The sequence below is a fragment of the Noviherbaspirillum sp. genome, from assembly GCF_035254685.1.
Taxonomy (GTDB): Bacteria; Pseudomonadota; Gammaproteobacteria; order Burkholderiales; family Burkholderiaceae_D; genus Noviherbaspirillum.
Window position 1 is genome coordinate 48,163 of the sequence record NZ_DATFAI010000016.1, and the last position, 18,530, is coordinate 66,692.

An 18,530-nucleotide genomic window follows, 5' to 3' on the forward strand; every position below is an offset into this window, starting at 1 on the left:
CGTAGCTTACGTACGGTTACGCTTCTCGATCCAGGATCGGGCTGCCCGCTACGCATTTGATAGGCGCTCTAAATCGTTTCAGAGGAACCATGAGCGAAAGCGACATCAATCAGCGCCACCATGCACGCATGCAGCGCAAGAAGGAAATTGTTGACCAGAAGATCGAATCGGCGTCGCGCAACGTCGGCGTACTGCTAGTCAATACCGGCAATGGCAAGGGCAAGAGTTCGAGCGCCTTCGGCATGGCAATCCGCGCCCTTGGCCATGGCATGAAGGTTGGCGTGGTGCAGTTCATCAAGGGCGCCAAATCGACAGGCGAAGAGCTGTTCCTGCAGCGTTTTCCTAACGAGGTCGAATTCCACGCGATGGGCGAAGGCTACACCTGGGAAACCCAGAACCGCGAGCGAGACGTCGCCTGCGCCGAGCGCGCATGGCAACAGGCAAAAGTATTCCTGTCGGATCCTGCAATCGGATTCGTCGTGCTGGACGAACTCAATATCGCGCTCAAATACCATTATCTGGATATCCACCGCGTCATCGCCGACCTGCATGCCCGCCCGCTGATGCAGCATGTGGTAGTGACGGGACGCGGTGCGTTGCCGGAGATGATCGCTGCGGCGGATACGGTCACCGACATGCAGCCGGTGAAACATGCATTTGCCGCCGGCATCGCGGCACAACACGGCGTGGAGTGGTGAGATGGCATCTTCTGTCAAAGCTGTCCTGGTCTCAGCGGTTGCATCCGGCCAGGGAAAAACGACCGTCACGGCGGCACTTGCGCGCAAGCTGGTCCGGTCCGGGATGCGCGTACGGGTATTCAAGACCGGCCCGGATTTCCTCGATCCGATGATGTTGCAGCAGGCGGCCGGCATGCCGGTGCAGTCGCTGGACTTGTGGATGGTCGGGCCTGACCATTGCCGCAAGCTGCTGGCGCAAGCGAGCGCGGACGCCGATGTCATCCTGATCGAGGGCGTGATGGGACTGTATGACGGCACGCCATCCTCCGCCGACCTGGCCCGCGCATTCGGCGTGCCGGTGCTTGCCGTGATTGACGCCTCCGCGATGGCGCAGACTGCCGGCGCGCTAGTGCTCGGCTTGCGTGATTATGGTCCGGTGAATCTTGCTGGCGTGATCGCCAATCGCGTCGGCAGCCCCGGCCACGCGCGCATGATCAAGGATGCGATGCCTGGCGTACCGTTGCTGGCCACGCTTGCGCGCCAGGAGGAATCCCTGCCGGAACGCCATCTCGGGCTGGTGCAGCCGGGCGAAATCGAGACGATCGATACCTTGCTCGATCGCATTGCCGACGAACTCCTGCTCGACACGGAAGCGTGGCAGGTATTGCCGCCGGTGGCGTTGGCCGACGACGACGCGGCTGAGCCGGTTGAACCTCTCTTGCGCGGCAAAACCATCGCGATTGCACGCGACGCTGCCTTTGCATTTCTGTATCCCGCCAATCTCGATTGCCTGCGCGAGCTCGGCGCCGAGCTGGTCTTCTTCTCTCCCTTGGAGAACGAGCCAGTGCCGAAGCAGGCCGATGCGATCTACCTTCCCGGTGGCTATCCGGAACTGCACGCGCAGCGCCTGTCGCAGGCGCAGGCATGGCAGGCGTCGATACGCGATGCCCACGCAGCGCAGCGTCCGATCCTTGCCGAATGCGGCGGCATGATGGCGTTGACCGATAGCCTGGCCGATACTGATGGCCAGACCTGGCCGATGACTGGCCTGCTGCGTGGGCAGGTGGTCATGCAGAAGCGCCTCGCCGCGCTCGGCTCGCAAGGCTGGTCGACGCCGCAAGGCCAGTTGCGCGGGCATGCATTCCATTACTCGCGTCTCGAAACCGATGTTGCGCCGTTTGCGCGCACCAAGAGACATCCGTCCGGCGATGCGGGGGAGGCGATTTATCGCAACGGTTCACTCACTGCTTCCTATTTCCATGCGTATTTCCCGTCCTGCCCATCGGCTGTGGCGGCGCTATTCCTCGGCAGGGCAGGCGCATGAGACGTACGCTCGTGTTTGGCGGCGCCCGTTCCGGCAAGAGCGCGTATGCGGAGAACCTGGCCGCGGCGTCCAGCCGGGACGTCATCTACGTAGCGACCGCGCAGGCGGGTGATGCGGAGATGACGGCGCGCATTGCACATCATCGCCAGCGGCGCAGCCATTGCCGCTGGCAGACAGTGGAAGAGCCGCTCGCGCTCGGCCAGGCCATCGCGCGCTGGAGCCGGCCGGACACCCTGCTGCTGGTCGATTGCCTGACCGTCTGGCTGTCGAACCTGCTGTTCGCAGAGAACGGGGACTTCCCCGAGATTGGGTCGATTGCACCGCCTGCGATTTTTCTTGAACAACGCGAAGCTTTTTTGAGCGCGCTGGAGCAGGCGCAGGGCGATGTTGTTCTGGTGTCGAATGAAGTCGGGATGGGCATCGTGCCGAAGGGCGCGGTGTCGCGCTGGTTTGTCGACGAGGCGGGCCGCCTGAACCAGGCGGTGGCGGCACGCTGCGAGCAGGTGGTCTGGGTGGCTGCCGGATTGCCGCTGGTGCTGAAGGGGGAACGATGATCCTCGGCTTGAATCTGTCCACGCTGGTCGTGCTGCTCACCGGCGGCATCATCCTCGATGCGGTGCTGGGCGAAATGCGTCGCTGGCATCCGCTGGTGGGGTTTGGCCGCATCGCCGGCTGGCTGGAAAAGCGTCTCAACGTGGGACAGTGGCGGTTTGCGAGAGGATTGCTGGCATGGATACTGGCCGTGCTGCCGCCGGTGGCGCTTGCCGTCTGGTTGGCGAGCGCGGGCGGTGTTGCAGCCGTTGTGCTGCATGTGCTCTTGCTGTATTTCAGCCTCGGCCTGCGCAGCCTGCGCGAGCACACGCAACCCATCGAACAGGCGCTGGCGCAAGGCGACCTGGACAAGGCCCGGCAGCTTACATCGCGCATCGTCAGCCGCGATACCCAACATGCTGATTCCGGCGCATTAGCGAAAGCGGCAGTGGAGTCGCTGCTGGAAAACGGCAACGACGCCGTGTTCGGCACCTTGTTCTGGTTCGTCGTTGCCGGTGGTCCGGGCGCCTTGCTGTTCCGCCTGTCCAATACCCTCGATGCGATGTGGGGCTACCGCACGCTGCGTTTTCTGGCCTTTGGCTGCGTGGCCGCCCGCATTGACGATGTGCTGAATCTGATTCCCGCGCGGCTGACCGCGTTGTCCTACACGCTGCTGGGCGATAGCCGCCGCGCCTGGCTGTGCTGGCGCACGCAGGCGCGGGCGTGGCCCAGTCCGAATGCGGGTCCGGTCATGGCCTCCGGCAGCGGCGCGCTCGGGCTCATGCTCGGCGGCCATGCATGCTATGACGGCGTGGATGAAGTCAGGCCGCCGCTCGGCAATGGCCGCGCGGCGCAGGCGGCGGATATCGGGCGCTGCTGGCGGCTGGTGCGAGGGAGTGTCTTGCTGTGGGTGTGCGTACTGTGCGCCGCCGCTTTGATTGAAAGGATGTTGCATGCTTGAGCATGGAGGGAACCTGCACGATGCGGTCGCGCATTTCGGCATTCCACTCGCGGAGTGGTTGGACCTGTCGACCGGCATCAACCCGCAACCCTACCCGGCGCTGATGTTGACTCCCAATGCGTGGCACAGGTTGCCACCGGCGAGTACGGCACTCGCTGCGGCGGCCTGCGCACACTACGGCGCGCCGTGCATGCTGCCGGTTGCCGGCACGCAGGCAGCCATCCAGGCCTTGCCGCGCCTGCGCCCGAAGTCGCGAGTGGTGGTGGCCGGGCCATCCTACGCGGAACATGCGTACCGCTGGCAGCAGGCCGGCCACAGCATGCGCGAAGTTCCCTATCCGGAACTCGGGCAGGCCGTGGAGGATTGCGAAGTCATGGTGGTCGTCAATCCGAACAATCCGACCGGCGCCACTGTCGAGCCACAGGTATTGCTGGCGTGGGCCGAGCAATTGGCTTCGCGCGGTGGCTGGCTGATCGTCGATGAAGCATTCGGCGACACCATGCCGCACCTGAGCGTGGCAGACAGAACCAACCGGCCGGGCCTGATCGTGTTGCGCTCGGTCGGCAAGTTCTTCGGCCTTGCCGGCCTGCGGCTTGGCTTTGTAGCTGCACAGGAAAGCCTGCTGGCAGACCTGGCGGAACTGATCGGGCCGTGGTCGGTGAGTGGTCCGGCGCAGGAAATTGGATGCGCGGCCTTGTCCGATGGGCCATGGCAGGACGCAACTTTCAACCGCCTGCAACGCGACGGCGAACGCCTGCGCTCGCTGTTGTCTCGCCACAGTATCGTCTCATCGGGAAGCGCGTTGTTCCAGTGGTGGCCGGAACCGCGGCTCGAGGCATTCTGGCAGCACATGGCAGAGCGCGGGATCTGGGTACGATTGTTTCCGCAGAAGGCGCGCGGCATACGTGTCGGCTTGCCGCCGGATGAAGCAGGGTGGCAACGCCTGGAGCAGGCGCTGCATGACTGGCCTCTGACAGGAAGCAAGGGATGAGGGCGGCCGTATTCATGCTGGCCTGCGTGCTTGCAGCCAAGGCTACGGCTGCCATCAGCGTACGCGACGACGCGGGCAACATCGTCGTCCTGCAGCAACCGGCAAAGCGCATCATTTCCCTCGCGCCGCACGTGACGGAATTGCTGTTTGCTGCGGGCGGCGGCGCATCGATCGTTGGCACCGTCAGCTACAGCGATTACCCGCCCGCTGCAAAAACCATTCCGCGCATCGGCGACAACTGGCAGGTCGATCTCGAGCGCCTCGTGGCACTCAAGCCGGACTTGCTCGTGGTCTGGCGTCACAATGCTTCGGCGCGCCAGATGGAACAGTTGCGCGCGCTCGGCATTCCGCTTTACTACAGCGAACCGCACAAGATGACTGATGTCGCGGAGACGCTCGAGCGCCTCGGCAAACTGCTGGGAACGGAACAGCAGGCGAACAGGAGTGCGGGTGAACTGCGCCAGGGATTGAGCGCGCTCGCTGCACGTTTCAGCCAGCGCCCGACGGTGCGCGTGTTTTACCAGGTCTGGGACCGCCCTCTGTACACGCTCAACAGCAGCCACATCATCAGCGATGCGATCCGGGTCTGCGGCGGTGAAAATATTTTTGCGCAGATGCCGATGGCGGCACCGCAGATTGGCGTGGAGGCCGTATTGCAGAAAAACCCGGAAGCCGTCATCGCCGGTACCTTGCGTGATCGCGCATCGGACGGCGCTGCTATCTGGAAGAAATACCCGACACTGGAAGCAACGCGCCATGACAACCTGTTCACGCTGGATGGCGACTTGCTCAACCGTCCAGGGCCGCGCATCATTTCAGGGGCCGCCGCGCTCTGCGAAAAACTGGAGCAGGCGCGCATTCATCGAGGAGAACGACCATGACTTACCAACGCATCGCATGCCTGTCCACCGAAGCGGTGGAAACGCTCTATGCGCTCGGCGCACAGGATGCCATCGCCGGCATTTCCGGCTTTACCACCCGCCCGCCGCAGGCGCGTAGCGAGAAACCGAAGATCAGCGGATTTTCATCCTCGCGCATCGAGCGGATCCTGGCGGTCAAGCCTGACCTCGTGATCGGTTTTTCCAACCTGCAGGCGGATATCTGCCGCGACCTGGCGGCAGCCGGAGTGGAAGTCCATCTGTTCAACCAGCGCGACGTCGCGGGCATCCTGCGCATGGTGCAGACACTCGCCGCATTGGTCGACCGTAGGGAAGAAGGCAGGAAACTGATCGATGAGCTGCAGTTGAAGGTGGACGCTGCACGCGCACGGGCAGCGCAATGGCCAGTCCGCCCGAAGGTGTATTTTGAGGAATGGAATGACCCGCTGATCAGTGGCATCGGCTGGGCGTCCGAGGTGATCCAGGTGGCAGGCGGGGAGGACATCTTTGCCGAACTGGCGAAGCAACCCGGTGCGAAGGAACGCATCATTGCCGACCCGATGGAAGTCGTGCGCCGCGCGCCGGACATCATCATCGGCTCGTGGTGCGGCAAGAAATTCCAGCCTGCGTCGCTGTGCGAGCGGCCGGGATGGGACACGATCCCCGCTGTACAGCAGGGGATGGTGAGTGAAATCAAGTCCGTCGACATCCTGTCGCCGGGGCCGTCGGCCATCAATGAGGGTTTGCGCCAGATCAGCGATTTGATCGCGCAGTGGCAAGAGCGGAGAAAGCGCGCCTGAACAGGAGAGACTGCGGGCAGTCGTGCCTGCGTGCCCGCGTGCCGTCGCAAGCTGCGCGTCCCCTTGGCTGTTAGACTGAGGCCTGCAGCGAACTCAGGCAACTTCTTCCATTGACCACCTATACCCTTCCTTCAACGGTTCACTCCGACATCGAGATCCGCAAGAGCCGGTTCCTCGGCATCGTCATGCCCGTAGAGAGTCGGGATGCCGCGATGCACCAACTGCAGGCGCTGCGCGAGCAGCACCCCGGCGCCGCCCATGTCTGCTGGGCCTTGCTGGCGGGCGGCCAGTCCGGCATGTCTGACGACGGCGAACCATCGGGCACTGCCGGAAGGCCCATCCTGGAAGTGTTGCGCCACCACGAGCTGGATGGCGTGTTGGGTGCTGTCGTCCGATACTACGGCGGCATCAAGCTCGGCGCCGGTGGACTGGTGCGTGCCTATACGGATGCCATCGCGCTCGCGTTGAAGGACGCCGTGCGGATCGAGCGCATCGCGCGCAGTGATTTGATCGTCGCGCTTGAATATGCGGACGAGGCCAGGGTGCGGCGATGGATCGAGCAAATGCATTACGAATTGGCGGAGGCCTGTCATGGCGAGGCAGTGAGGCTTGTTGTACGCTTGCCGTCCGACAGGCTCGCCGATGCGCGTGATGAGCTCCTGACACTGACCGATGGACGTGCTCTGCTGAGATGATGTCGCTCACTCCCTCCACCTGGCGCTGTGCTTGCGACGAACTACAATGATGAATGACGTCGTGGGGAACGCTTGCCGGATGGCAGCAATGCCACTGTGTCACATTACTTTTAAACGTGGAGGAATACGAATGAAACGAATTCTCATTGGCCTGCTCGCCGTCCTGCTCTCGGCTTGCGCCTATCGTGAAGTAGGGCATCCGGTCAGCCTGCTTGGCGATCCTGCCCCGGTTGCAGCTGCCACCAGGACCGTGATCATCCAGCCGGACACCACCTGGACGCATGTCACCGGGGGCGATACCGTGAAGTTTGTCGTTGGGGACAAATCGTTCGCCTGGGTCTTCAACGTAGGCGCTAGCGTCGACTCATTCGACTTGCGCCGGGTCGCGCCGCCGGGCGTCCTTGACCATCAGGTCATCGTCGGCATCGCGCCCGATCCTCGTTATCTTGGTGGCGGCGGCAGAAGAATGTAAGCCGGTCATGTCTGCGTGCCGCCGCTCGCAGCCGACAAGTCATCATCGGGAGATGGCAGGCCAGATGACGGTTGCGGCGATGCTCTTGGTCGAGCCCGTCATCTCGGTATTATTCAGCCACACGGCAAGCACGCCGGACGGCGTTGCCGCCAGGGTCGGATAGTACAGGCGTGCAAATGGCACTGGCGGGCCGGACACGACCAGTCCGGGCGCAGCTGGGGTGACTGTTCCGTTGATGCTGACGTGTGCCGCATAAATGCCCGTCGGCCCGCCCGGATTATTCACGTATGCGCCGCGCGACCAGGCGAGGAGATAATCCGAGCCCGTGAAAACCAGTCCCGGGTAGTCGGCATTGGCCGTTATTCCGGTCGCGATGGCGATTCCGCCCGTTGCAGCGGGGCCATTCAACAAATTGCCTGCGTGAGTGACCAACGAGCCATACATATCCCCCGGGCCCGGTGAAAAGCTGTAGCTCTGCCCCGGATAGTTGCGCCGATCGATCCACGTCACGAGGCAATTGGTGGCGTCACAAGCGACTTTGGGAGAGTATTGCGCTTCAGGCGCGGTGCTGACCTCGATCGGCGTCGCATCGAGGACCATGCCTCTTGGCGAGACCCGCGCCGCGAACAAATTGCGGTCGGCGTTCTGACCGGACACCCAGGCAACAAGAAAATCAGTGCCGTTGAAGGCAAGCGACGGCATTTCGCCTGTGCCGATGCGGAATGGCGATCCGATGACGCCGTCGCGCGAGATGCGTATCCCGTTCACCGAAAGGCCATCCATCTCGCTGAACTCGGTATACACGACGAGGTAAGTGTTCGCCCCGTACGCGACCGCTGGCGAGAACACGCCTGAAAAATAGCCGACCTGGTCCGAAGAAAGCAAGGTCAGCCCGGGATACGGATCAAGTACTTCACCAATGCCGCTGATCCTTTGCGCATGCAGGTCGTCACCACGCGTGGTCACAAGCACGAAGCCGGAACCATCCGAAGCAGCCGCAAGGCCGGACGCAGAACTTGGCGAAGGAGGTGAAACGGCAAATTCACTCTGCACCAGTCCGTTCGCACCGACGAATTCAGCGGTCAACTGCTTGTCGGTCGCTGTGTCCTTCCGGCTGACGAGCAGGTAGCGCTTTCCATCGCTGGCCAATGCCGGGCGGCCCGGCTTGGTTGCATCGGAGTTCGCGTTCGCCAGCGCGATCATCAAGTCTGTCGGCGGCAAGATTCCCGCGCCGATGTTATTCACCAGCATTCCGCGCACGTCGAGCGTTTCGGATGTGGAGGTCGTGCCGATCGTCGTCTGGATGGACTGGCGCAGTGTGCCCACGTCGGGCGCGCGCCACTCGTGAAGCGTCTGCGCCACCGGTACTGTTCCGCCGTGCGACAGTTTCACGCTTCCCGTGATGTCATAGCGCAGGCGTGCCGTGCTGGAAAAGCTGCCGAGCCTGGTGGAAAGAGTTTCGACTCCTTCGACAACACCGTTGACTTTCACATCGAGACGGTCGTTGACGCGATCTCCGTCCAGGTCGACGCCGATGTCGATATCCGACCGGTTGAGAAGCGGCGAGGCACTGAAGCTGCCGTCGAAACGCATCAGCTCCATGGGCTTGATGACGGACGCGATCCAGTTGGCGCTCGAGTTGTCGCCCAGGTAGGTGAAGGCGCGCGCATCCTTTGCGTAGTAGCTCTCGACGGGAATGCCATCACCGCCCGGATTGCTGTCACGGAAGATCCAGGCAATGACGTCAGCGACATGGGTGACGCCGGTGATAGCTACTTCATCGATGAAAGAGGCCGCGGCATCGCTCGATGTCACATCGTAAGCCCATCGCGCGCCGACGGTGACGGGATAATAGGTTTCCGGAATGCCTGTCGCTTCTGGCGGCACAGGCGTGCTGCCGCCGCCACCTCCGCCTCCGCATCCGGCAAGCAGCAAGATCAATGCGCCGGCGACTAGATGCAGCATGATTACCTCTCATCAAACATTCAGTAGCGGTCGCCGGGTTCAACGGCCGTGCCGCTAATGAAAGTATCGACAAGCCTCTTTCGGCACCGTTGATCTGCGTCATCACCTTACCGCCCGGCCCGTTCATTGCGGGAAAAAACATATTCCGCGTCAAGAAAAGGATTTCAGGCAACAGGAAAAAGAACCGATATCGCTTCCAGTGAATCGAACTGTTATCTATGTCTGTCGATGCGTCGTCACCTTAACCGAAGCAGCCGAATCTCGTGGACATCATCTTTCTTGGGACTTCATCGGGTACGCCGACCAGGGCGCGCAATGTATCCGGAGTGGCATTGCTGGAAGAGCAGGGTAGTGCCTGGTACCTTGTTGATTGCGGCGAAGGAACGCAGCACCAGTTGTTGCGCGCACCGATGTCCCTCATGAACCTGCAGGCGGCGTTCATCACGCATGTCCATGGCGACCATTGCTACGGCCTGCCCGGATTGCTGGCCAGTGCAGGAATGCTTGGCAGAAGCCTTCCCCTACACATCATTGCACCCGTCGGAATCGAAGCCTGGATCAGGGCGACGGTGCAACTGACCCAACTCGTCCTGCCCTACGAGCTGAGGTTCGTGGCGACCGAAGCCCTTGAGAAGTGGACGTATGGCAATTGGGTCGTCGAGAAGACGCCCTTGTCGCACCGGGTGCCTTCCTTCGCCTACACCTTTACCGAAGCCGGCACAGAGCCGAAGCTCGACACCGGCAAGCTTGAGGCGCACGGCATTCCGCGCGGGCCCGCCTGGGGGCAGCTCCGCAATGGCATGGATGTCACCTATGCCGGCAGGACGCTCAAGAGCAGTGATTACATCTGTTTTCCGCATGCGCCAAAGCGCGTTGTCGTTGCCGGGGATAACGACCGGCCCGAGCTGTTGCGCGAGGCATGCAGGGGCGCCCACGTCCTTGTTCATGAAGCGACATTCACGAAAGAGATCGCAGAAGGGCCGGCGAAAGATTTTGGCCACAGCTCGGCAGCATCCGTCGCGTCCTTTGCGCAATCGGCCGGTGTGCCTAACCTGATACTCACGCATTTCAGTCCGCGCTACCAGGCCGACGCGAGCCGCTCTCCCTCCATCGAAGATTTGCGCAAAGAAGCAGCAGGCAATTACGACGGAAAGCTGTTTCTTGCGGAGGATCTGGCGCGCTATCGCCTGAGCAGGAGCGGGGAGCTGAGCCGGACAGGGTGAACCGGGAGCCGGCAATGCCGAACTCCATCTATCTGGTTGTGTCATCTGCCTGTCATATCTGCGTCACTTCGCTGTCACATTCGAAGGCTAAAGTGCCCTTGGTCATTCAACAAACGTAGGAGTAGATATGCGACTGAACAAGATTGTGCCGTGCGCGTTGATCGCCGTCGGTGCTGCATTTACCTTTAACACTGTCAAGGCGGCAGAAATTACCGGCGCCGGTGCAACCTTCCCTTATCCGATTTACGCGAAGTGGGCAGAGGAATACAAGAAGGCGACGGGCACGGGCCTGAACTACCAGTCGATCGGTTCCGGTGGCGGGATCAAGCAGATCAAGGCGAAGACCGTCGACTTCGGCGCCTCCGACATGCCGCTCAAGGCGGAAGAGCTCGACAGTGAAGGCCTGATGCAATTCCCGGCCATCATGGGCGGCGTGGTGCCGGTGCTGAACGTGGAAGGTATCGCACCCGGACAGTTGAAGCTGACCGGTCAGGTGCTGGCAGAGATCTATCTGGGCAAGGTGAAGAAGTGGAACGATCAGCAGATCGCGTCGCTTAACCCCGGTGTGAAACTGCCTGCTGACGATATCTCCGTGGTGCATCGCGCGGATGCTTCGGGCACGTCGTTCCTGTTCACCGATTACCTGTCCAAGGTCAGCGCAGATTTCAAGTCGACCGTTGGTGCGGGCACGGCAGTCAAGTGGCCGACAGGCGTGGGCGGCAAAGGCAATGAAGGCGTGGCAGCGAACGTTCAGCGCCTGAAGAATTCGATCGGCTATGTCGAGTATGCCTATGCGAAGAAGAACAAGATGAGCCACACCCAGCTCAAGAACCATGACGGGCTGTTCGTGCAGCCGGACGACTCCAGCTTCAAGGCTGCGGCTGCCGGCGCGGAATGGAGCAAGACCCCGGGCTTCGCAGTCATCCTGACGGACCAGGCCGGCAAGAGCAGCTGGCCGATCACCGGCGCCTCCTTCATCCTGATGCACAAGGCGCAGGCGGATATCGCCAAGAGCAGGGAAGTCCTGAAATTCTTTGACTGGTCCTACAAGAACGGTGGCCAGATGGCCGCAGAGCTGGACTATGTCGCCATGCCGTCGAGCGTCGTGAAGCTCGTCGAAGACGCCTGGAAGTCGCAGCTCAAGGATGTTGCTGGCAAAGCCGCCTGGTAACACTTAGGCACCAGCGAACCTGACGCGCCTTGCATGAACATGTTTATGCAGGGCGTTTTTATTGTGGGGCGGGCATCCCCACGATCTTGTCCGTCGAAGGCGTCGTCACGCAAGACGGTACGCCGCCGGATCAAACTTTGAACTCCCTTTCCAAGCGTGACGATCGATCCGAACATACTTATTGTCGAAGACGAACTGTCCATCGTGGAACTGCTGTCGTATACCTTGCATTCCGCCGGAATGAAGACAACGGCGGCCACCACCGCAGCGCAAGCGATCGAATGCCTTCAAAGGCAGCGCCCGCACTTGATGTTGCTCGACTGGATGCTGCCCGACCTGTCCGGCTTGCGCCTGCTGGGACGTCTGCGAAACAGCAGGGAATTCCAGGACATGCCGGTCATCATGCTGACCGCTAGGGCCACGGAAGAGGACAGGATCCTCGGCCTCGACACCGGCGCCGACGATTACATGACCAAGCCGTTCTCTCCAAGGGAACTTGCATCGCGCGTGAAAGCCCTGCTACGGCGCAAAATGCCTGAACAGACAGAGGTGGTGCTGCGTGCCGGCGCCATCGAGCTCGATCCTGCGAACGTCACGGTGCGAGTGGCCGGCACGCGGATCGACATCGGTCAGGCCGAGTTCAAATTGCTCAAGTTCTTGCTGGCGCATCCCGAGCGGGTTTTCTCCCGCGCCCAGCTATTGGACAAGGTGTGGGGCCTTCAGGTGGCGATCGAGGAACGCACGGTGGATGTGCATGTGCTGCGCCTGCGAAAGGCCCTCGGCAGCGCGCACGTGCAGGTGCGCACTATGCGCGGCGAGGGCTATCTCCTGGCGCGGGACTGATGCATGGCGGCTGCGCTCAGGTTCCCGGAGTGATTCAGTTGGCCGCGGGGCCGCCGCCTTCCCTGTTGTCCGGCGCCGGAACAACAGCCGGTGTGCCTGCGTCACGAGGTTTGGCCGGTTCCGCAGGCACGATTTCTCCCGCATTGGATTCGCTCTCGCTCGGCTGGGCATCTTCGCGGGCCTGGTTCGTGATGCGGTCCATTTCGTCGCTGCGTGAAGCGGCAGGCGCATCGGGAATATCCGGCACCTCCGCCGGCGCTGCAGGGGATGCAGGGGATGTAGGCGTTGACGCAGACGGCCGGGGACGTGGACGGACAACTTCCTTCTCCTGCTTTTCCCCGCCGAACCAGCCATGCAGTTTGTCCATCACGGCGTCGAAGAACGAGGCGGGCGGCGTCGCGAAACGCGCGTTCGCATCAATGAGCCGCGTATGCAGCGTTCGCCGATAGAAGTCGCCCACGATGGGAAGTGCAGTCCGCGCGCCTTCACCCCAATGGCTGCTGCGCATCGCAACGCGCGCATCGTTGAATCCTACCCACGCGCCGGCAACGAGATCATGGTGCATCAGCATGAACCAGCCGTCCGTATTGTCCTGCGTGGTGCCTGTTTTTCCGGCGACATCGGCGCGTATACCGTACTGTGCGCGAATGGCGCGCCCGGTTCCCTGGTTGACCACGCTGCGCATCATGTCGGCCAGGTCGTAGGCGGTCTTTTCCGTCATCACACGGCGGCTCGCGCTGGAAAAGGTTTCCAGGACCTTGCCATCCTTGTCCGTGATGCGGCTGACCAGGATCGGCTTGCGATATTCGCCGCCGTCAGCAATCGTGGAATAGGCGGTCGCCATTTCAAACAGCGTCACAGGACTGGTGCCGAGCGCCAGCGCGGGTACCGGGTCAAGAGGGCTCTGATCCACGCCGAGCTTGCGCGCGAAGCTCACGACGCGGCGCGGGCCGACCTGCTGTATCACCTGCGCGGTGATGGTGTTCTTGGAGTAGGCCAGCGCCTCGCGCAACGTCATTTCCCGTCCGCTCGGCGGATGTACGTCGGAAGGACGCCAGACGCTGCCGTTGCCCATCGGGATTTCGACCTGGGAATCGGTAAAGCGCGTATCCGGCGTCATGCCTTTTTCCAGTGCAGCGCCGTAGACGAAGGCCTTGAAAGTGGAGCCCGGCTGGCGCCTCGCCAGCGAGACATGGTCAAACTGATCGACGGCGAAGTTGCGGCTGCCGACCCACGCCTTCACCTGCCCGTTGGTCGGATCGATGGCGACAAACCCCGTTTCCATGCGTGTCTTGTCCGCGGCGAGGCGCGTCATGAACTCGCTGTCTTTCCTGATCTGCTTGAGGGCGGCATCGGGCGCCGTACCCGCGGCGATCGCGGCGCGATAGGCGGATGACTCGCGGATGAATGCATCGACGAGCTCGCCATGCGACGTGCCGAATGACCCGAATGGATGGGAGCGCCGTTGCGGCCCTGCACCCGCCGATCGGTCCAGGCTGAGCCCCTTTTCGGCATCGAACCCGGCCTGCAGCGTCTGTAGCTGGCGCTGCACGGCCTGTTCCGCAAACTGCTGCATGCGCGAATCGATCGTCGAAGTGATCACCAAGCCATCGGAATACAGGTTGTAGTCGTTGCGGTCGGCCCATTCGATCAGCCATTTGCGCACGTTGGCGGCGAAATGCGGCGTCTTGCCGAACTCTTCCTGCTGGCGCTCGAAGTCGAGGCGTATCGGCCGCACCTTGAGCTTGTCGAATTCCGCCTGGCCCAGGACGCCGCGCTTGACCATCTGCGCCAGCACGACATTGCGACGCTTGACTGCACGGTCGCTGTTGAGCACCGGGTTGTAGTAGCTGGTGCCCTTCAGCATGCCGACGAGCGTGGCGCTTTCAAGAAGGTTAAGGTCGGCCGCCGACTTGTCGAAGTAAGTGCGCGCGCCCATCTCGATGCCGAACGCGTTGTACAGGAAGGGCATCGTGTTCAGGTAGGTCAGCAGGATTTCCTGCTTTGAATACGCGTACTCGATCTTCAGCGCCGTGATCAGCTCTTTCAGTTTGCGCGTGATGGTGCGCTTGCGGCCGATTTCCTCCGGATAAAGGTTGCGCGCGAGCTGCTGTGTGAGGGTCGAGCCACCTTCCGGCTCGCCCTGCAGGGTGCGCACGATGCCGGCCGCCGTGCGTTTCAGGTCGACGCCGTGGTGTTCGTAGAAGCGATGGTCTTCGGTCGTGATAAGGGCTTTGACGACATAGGGCGAAATCTCGTCAAGCGTCACCCACTCGCGGTTCATGCGCTTGAAGACGGCCAGTTCCTTGCCGTCGCTGGACATCAGCACGCTCGGCGTCTCCGCCTTGGCCTTGCGCAGGTCGGCGATGCTCGGTGTGAAAGGGATCAGGACGATCGTGTAGGCAACAAGCAGCGTGGCCGCGATCACGCCGCTCGCGATCATTGCCTTGAACAGTGAGTTGATTCTGACTGGCCAGCTGGCCGTGGGGTCGACGATCGACTTGAAGTAGCCTGGGATGCGCCTTGCCATCCGCAACAGGCGCTCGCGCGGCGTAATGTCTGTTTCCAAAATGAGGTTCGGTGTTCAATCCACCGCGCAATTATTCCACCAACGCAAGAAGTTTGCCGCAAATCGCGGTGTTGTTTTGTTATGCGAAACCACGTTCCAGTTTCTTGACGCTGCGGCAGGCCGGATGCTAGGGTTACTCCTTTGCAGCTGATGCGGAGCCAATCGCTTCGCCCATCGTCTTTTCCGGCCCACGCCGCATCCGCAAGCCACGTCTCTTCACGCACAAGGAATCCTGATAATGAACGGAGCTGATGCTCTTTGCGACACGCTGCTTGCCGGCGGCGTCGACACCTGCTTTGCCAATCCCGGCACCTCTGAAATGCATTTTGTCGCCGCGCTCGATCGCAAGCCGAAGATGCGTTGCGTGCTGGGCCTGTTCGAAGGCGTCGTGACCGGTGCGGCCGACGGTTATGCGCGCATGGCCGACAAGCCCGCTGCCACATTGCTGCACCTCGGGCCGGGGCTGGCGAACGGTCTCGCCAACCTGCACAACGCCAAGCGCGCGAACACCCCGGTCATCAATGTCGTCGGCGACCATGCCGGCTATCACCTGAAATACGATGCGCCGCTGACCAGCGATATCGAAGGTCTTGCTCGCCCGATGTCGCACTGGGTGAAGAAGACGCCGGATGCCGACCACGTATCGCGCGACACGGCCGAGGCCATCACGCGCTCGCGCAGCGGCGCAGGACAGATCGCGACCCTCATCCTTCCGGCCGACGCCGCCTGGACGCAGACCGGCCAGCCATTGGCCACGATCGCAGCGCCGGCGCCGCTGCCGCAGGTGTCGCGCGAGAAGATGCGCGAAGCGGTCGATGCGATCCGCTCCGGCAAGCGCACCATGCTGATGCTTTCCGGTTCCGCCCTGCGCGCGGCGGCACTCGATGTTGCCGGCCGCATCGCGAAGGCCACCGGGGTGCGCCTCATGGCGCAGCAGTCCAACGGCCGCATGGAACGCGGGGCGGGACGTGTTGCGATCGACCGGGTACCGTATGCCGTGGACCATGCGCTCGCCGCATTGAAGGAGGTGGAGCAACTCATCCTGATCGGTGCGAAGGCACCGGCCGCTTTCTTTGCCTATCCCGGCAAGCCGAGCGAAATGACGCCGCCCGGATGCCGCATCATCGAGCTGGCTGCTGCTGGCGACGATCTCCTGCACACGCTGCACTGGCTGGCCGATGACCTCAGCGTCGGGCGGGAGATCAACGCCGACACGCCGGCGCTGGATCGGCCTGCCTTGCCCACCGGCGCGCTGAACGGCTCGGCCGTCGCGACGGCACTGGCCGCGCTCATGCCGGAGCAGGCCATCATTTGCGACGAGTCGGTAACATCAGGGCGCAACCTGTTCCAGTTCACCCGCAATACGCCGCAACACGATTACCTGCAACTCACGGGCGGCGCCATCGGCCTCGGCCTGCCCATGGCGGCCGGTGCAGCGATCGCCTGTCCTGACCGCAAGGTAATCTGCCTTGAAGGCGACGGCAGCGGCATGTACACCCTGCAGGCATTGTGGACGCAGGCCCGCGAAGGGCTCGATGTCGTCAATATCATTTTCTCCAATCGCTCGTATGCGATCCTGCGCGGTGAACTGCGCGGCGTCGGCGCCGGCGAGGCAGGCCGCAATGCGCGTCGCATGCTCGAGATCAACGAGCCGGCGCTCGACTGGACCAAGATGGCTGCCGGCATGGGCGTTGAAGCCGGGCGCGCGACAACCGCCGAAGAGTTTTGCTCCCTCCTGAAACTGGCGTTGTCACGCAAGGGGCCATTCCTCATCGAAGCGCTGACCTGAAGGCTGCGGCTGCGCTCTTCAGGCTGCGTTTGCCTCGACATCGACGATGAGATGCCGGGGCTGGCCGGCAGATGAGTGCCACAGGCGCACATGAATCTGCTCAGGCGTAATCTTGAAGAATGCGGTGCCGACATCGCCGTTCGCGGGATGCAATGGTGACGTGCCGGGGGCGTCGGAGGCACGGCTTGCCATCGGATCCAGCAGAGGAAGGACATCTTCCTCGAGCGGGTAGGCCGGCATGCGTGCCAGCAGGCTTTCCAGCGCAGCATGACGATGCGCCGATGAGTGGCGAACCTTCCCGCAGGCGGGCCCTTGCGCACTCCGTCGATGGTTGGCATGGCAGTATTTGTTGGCGATGGGAACGAGCGAGCGATCGAGCGGGTCCGCTTCGATGCCGACCATGACAAACTCGCCTGCCGCCGCGAGGGTATGGTGGCACGATCCCATCCGTTCACATTCCATCACCAGCGCAACGGCGTCCGCGAGCGACCCGGCATCGAGCACTGCCCGGCCGATCACGGCGCTCGGGATTCCGAGGCTGAATTCGCCGCCTTCGATGTTGTCGATCACCTGCACTACGCCGGCGCGGTTTGCGGCAAATCCAACGCCCGGGATGCAAGCCGGGAGGCACGGAGCGAGAAAACCCGGCTTGCCCTGCGGCCTGACTTCGACCACTTCGCTGGATGCCGCCAGGACCGGGTCATCATGCAGCCACTGCGCCACCATCGCCGCACCGAGCCGGTTGACGGCAATCGAACTGCTGGTGGCTCCGGAGGTAGCAAGCAGATCGTTGCGACAGTTCCACAGGAAGACGTCAGCTGGAGCCATGCCGAGGCCGGCACCGATGCCGCGAATCTCTTCCCAGTATTCCGGAAACGCCTTTTGCGTGCGCTCGATCAGCTTGCCCAGCACGCGGCCTCCGCGCCACTTCTGCAGGCGTTGCCAGTCAGCGCATTCGTACAGTTTGCCCAGCGCCTGCTTTCCCATCTGGCCGAGCGCTTCTCCGACCGCAAACGGGTCGCCTTCAATGATCCGGATCATTGCGTGTTCTCCTTCTGCTGGTTCAGTCTGCGCACATCCTTTCATGCCGCCGATCCGCCGCGGCGCAGCGTGACGATTGCCGCGCGGAGCACGCGGCCGTTGAGCTCGTAGCCCTTGCGCTGCGTGCCGGCGACGACCATCGCCGATGCGTCGTCCCGTTCCGGCAGCGGCCTGTGCCTTTCCACGTCGAACGGCTCGCCGTCCTGCGGGCAGATCTCGCGCAGGCCGTTCCGCCAGAAGGCGTTGTCCATTTGTCGGAGGCTCAGCGCAAGGCCGTCCTTCAAGGCTTTCGCGTCGGTCGTGTCGACGCAAAGCGCGGTCTCCAGCGCGTCCTTGAACGGCAGCAAGGCTCTGGCAAAACCCTCGATGGCAAAGCGGTAGGCGTGACTGAGATCGGCTTCGGCGCGGTGGCGCGCATACTCGCTCTCACCCAGGGCATTGCGTATCGCCTGCTGCAGGTCCTCCGAACGCGCTTCGACTTCCGCCAGCCTTTCCGCAATTCTTTGCCCGCTGACGACGCGTCCTAAACCTTGCGCGCTATCGTCCCCATGTCCGGCATGGGCCTGCTCCGATGTCATGTCCGTGTCTCGCATCATCGTC

General features: G+C 62.5%; 17 protein-coding genes. 13 read left to right on the forward strand and 4 right to left on the reverse strand.

Annotation, left to right across the window (positions count from 1 at the left end; genetic code table 11):
- Positions 1-89: 89 nt before the first annotated feature.
- From cobO to VJ698_RS04005, 9 genes are all read left to right on the forward strand, one after another.
- Positions 90-698: a cob(I)yrinic acid a,c-diamide adenosyltransferase gene (gene cobO, locus VJ698_RS03965; protein WP_324101387.1), complete on the forward strand. Its 609-nt coding sequence runs from the start codon at positions 90-92 to the stop codon at positions 696-698.
- Position 699: 1 nt separating this feature from the next.
- On the forward strand, positions 700-2,001 hold the full coding sequence (locus VJ698_RS03970; protein ID WP_324101388.1) for a cobyrinate a,c-diamide synthase: 1,302 nt from the start codon (positions 700-702) through the stop codon (positions 1,999-2,001).
- Positions 1,998-2,555 carry a bifunctional adenosylcobinamide kinase/adenosylcobinamide-phosphate guanylyltransferase gene (cobU, locus tag VJ698_RS03975; RefSeq protein ID WP_324101389.1) on the forward strand — a complete coding sequence of 186 codons (558 nt, stop codon included), beginning with the start codon at positions 1,998-2,000 and terminating at the stop codon, positions 2,553-2,555. The genes VJ698_RS03970 and cobU overlap by 4 nt, the downstream gene beginning before the upstream one ends.
- The gene (gene cbiB, locus VJ698_RS03980; protein WP_324101390.1) at positions 2,552-3,493 is read left to right on the forward strand and encodes an adenosylcobinamide-phosphate synthase CbiB; all 942 of its coding nucleotides are present in this window, start codon (positions 2,552-2,554) and stop codon (positions 3,491-3,493) included. The genes cobU and cbiB overlap by 4 nt, the downstream gene beginning before the upstream one ends.
- Positions 3,486-4,484, forward strand: a complete 999-nt coding sequence (gene cobD, locus VJ698_RS03985) for a threonine-phosphate decarboxylase CobD (protein ID WP_324101391.1) — start codon at positions 3,486-3,488, stop codon at positions 4,482-4,484. Before cbiB ends, cobD begins: the two co-directional genes overlap by 8 nt.
- Complete coding sequence (locus VJ698_RS03990; RefSeq protein WP_324101392.1) at positions 4,481-5,365, forward strand: cobalamin-binding protein; 885 nt, start codon at positions 4,481-4,483, stop codon at positions 5,363-5,365. The genes cobD and VJ698_RS03990 overlap by 4 nt, the downstream gene beginning before the upstream one ends.
- Positions 5,362-6,162 (forward strand): ABC transporter substrate-binding protein, encoded by an 801-nt coding sequence (locus VJ698_RS03995; RefSeq protein ID WP_324101393.1) that lies wholly within the window; start codon positions 5,362-5,364, stop codon positions 6,160-6,162. The genes VJ698_RS03990 and VJ698_RS03995 overlap by 4 nt, the downstream gene beginning before the upstream one ends.
- Positions 6,163-6,272: 110 nt before the next feature.
- A complete protein-coding gene (locus VJ698_RS04000; RefSeq protein ID WP_324101394.1) occupies positions 6,273-6,857 on the forward strand; it encodes a YigZ family protein in 585 nt (194 codons plus the stop codon).
- A gap of 130 nt (positions 6,858-6,987) precedes the next feature.
- Positions 6,988-7,329: a CzcE family metal-binding protein gene (locus VJ698_RS04005; RefSeq protein WP_324101395.1), complete on the forward strand. Its 342-nt coding sequence runs from the start codon at positions 6,988-6,990 to the stop codon at positions 7,327-7,329.
- 42 nt (positions 7,330-7,371) lie between these two features.
- Here the strand turns inward: VJ698_RS04005 and VJ698_RS04010 are convergent, their stop codons facing one another.
- Complete coding sequence (locus tag VJ698_RS04010; protein WP_324101396.1) at positions 7,372-9,294, reverse strand: hypothetical protein; 1,923 nt, start codon at positions 9,292-9,294, stop codon at positions 7,372-7,374.
- 263 nt (positions 9,295-9,557) lie between these two features.
- Here VJ698_RS04010 and VJ698_RS04015 point away from each other — a divergent pair, with 263 nt between their 5' ends.
- From VJ698_RS04015 to VJ698_RS04025, 3 genes are all read left to right on the forward strand, one after another.
- Entirely contained in the window at positions 9,558-10,517 is a 960-nt protein-coding gene (locus tag VJ698_RS04015) for a ribonuclease Z (protein ID WP_324101397.1), read from the forward strand.
- 127 nt (positions 10,518-10,644) lie between these two features.
- Positions 10,645-11,688, forward strand: coding sequence for a phosphate ABC transporter substrate-binding protein PstS (gene pstS / locus VJ698_RS04020; RefSeq protein ID WP_324101398.1), 1,044 nt, complete (start codon positions 10,645-10,647; stop codon positions 11,686-11,688).
- Positions 11,689-11,844: 156 nt separating this feature from the next.
- Positions 11,845-12,531 carry a response regulator gene (locus VJ698_RS04025; protein ID WP_324101399.1) on the forward strand — a complete coding sequence of 229 codons (687 nt, stop codon included), beginning with the start codon at positions 11,845-11,847 and terminating at the stop codon, positions 12,529-12,531.
- A gap of 34 nt (positions 12,532-12,565) precedes the next feature.
- On the opposite strand, the gene VJ698_RS04030 is transcribed toward VJ698_RS04025, so the two are convergent.
- The gene (locus VJ698_RS04030) at positions 12,566-15,100 is read right to left on the reverse strand and encodes a penicillin-binding protein 1A (protein ID WP_414691100.1); all 2,535 of its coding nucleotides are present in this window, start codon (positions 15,098-15,100) and stop codon (positions 12,566-12,568) included.
- Positions 15,101-15,338: 238 nt separating this feature from the next.
- Between VJ698_RS04030 and VJ698_RS04035 the strand changes: the two genes are divergently transcribed.
- Positions 15,339-16,889, forward strand: coding sequence for an acetolactate synthase large subunit (locus VJ698_RS04035; RefSeq protein WP_324101400.1), 1,551 nt, complete (start codon positions 15,339-15,341; stop codon positions 16,887-16,889).
- 18 nt (positions 16,890-16,907) lie between these two features.
- On the opposite strand, the gene VJ698_RS04040 is transcribed toward VJ698_RS04035, so the two are convergent.
- Positions 16,908-17,930: a C45 family peptidase gene (locus VJ698_RS04040; protein ID WP_324101401.1), complete on the reverse strand. Its 1,023-nt coding sequence runs from the start codon at positions 17,928-17,930 to the stop codon at positions 16,908-16,910.
- Between the two features lie 41 nt (positions 17,931-17,971).
- Entirely contained in the window at positions 17,972-18,526 is a 555-nt protein-coding gene (gene grpE, locus VJ698_RS04045) for a nucleotide exchange factor GrpE (protein ID WP_324101402.1), read from the reverse strand.
- Positions 18,527-18,530: the final 4 nt, after the last annotated feature.

Coding starts and splice junctions, on each gene's coding strand:
- grpE (WP_324101402.1), bottom strand. CDS start 18,526: ATGATGCGAGACACGGACATGACATCGGAGCAGGCCCATGCCGGACAT.
- pstS (WP_324101398.1), top strand. CDS start 10,645: ATGCGACTGAACAAGATTGTGCCGTGCGCGTTGATCGCCGTCGGTGCT.
- VJ698_RS04010 (WP_324101396.1), bottom strand. CDS start 9,294: ATGCTGCATCTAGTCGCCGGCGCATTGATCTTGCTGCTTGCCGGATGC.
- VJ698_RS04040 (WP_324101401.1), bottom strand. CDS start 17,930: ATGATCCGGATCATTGAAGGCGACCCGTTTGCGGTCGGAGAAGCGCTC.
- cbiB (WP_324101390.1), top strand. CDS start 2,552: ATGATCCTCGGCTTGAATCTGTCCACGCTGGTCGTGCTGCTCACCGGC.
- VJ698_RS04005 (WP_324101395.1), top strand. CDS start 6,988: ATGAAACGAATTCTCATTGGCCTGCTCGCCGTCCTGCTCTCGGCTTGC.
- VJ698_RS04035 (WP_324101400.1), top strand. CDS start 15,339: ATGAACGGAGCTGATGCTCTTTGCGACACGCTGCTTGCCGGCGGCGTC.
- cobD (WP_324101391.1), top strand. CDS start 3,486: ATGCTTGAGCATGGAGGGAACCTGCACGATGCGGTCGCGCATTTCGGC.
- VJ698_RS03990 (WP_324101392.1), top strand. CDS start 4,481: ATGAGGGCGGCCGTATTCATGCTGGCCTGCGTGCTTGCAGCCAAGGCT.
- VJ698_RS03995 (WP_324101393.1), top strand. CDS start 5,362: ATGACTTACCAACGCATCGCATGCCTGTCCACCGAAGCGGTGGAAACG.
- VJ698_RS03970 (WP_324101388.1), top strand. CDS start 700: ATGGCATCTTCTGTCAAAGCTGTCCTGGTCTCAGCGGTTGCATCCGGC.
- cobO (WP_324101387.1), top strand. CDS start 90: ATGAGCGAAAGCGACATCAATCAGCGCCACCATGCACGCATGCAGCGC.
- cobU (WP_324101389.1), top strand. CDS start 1,998: ATGAGACGTACGCTCGTGTTTGGCGGCGCCCGTTCCGGCAAGAGCGCG.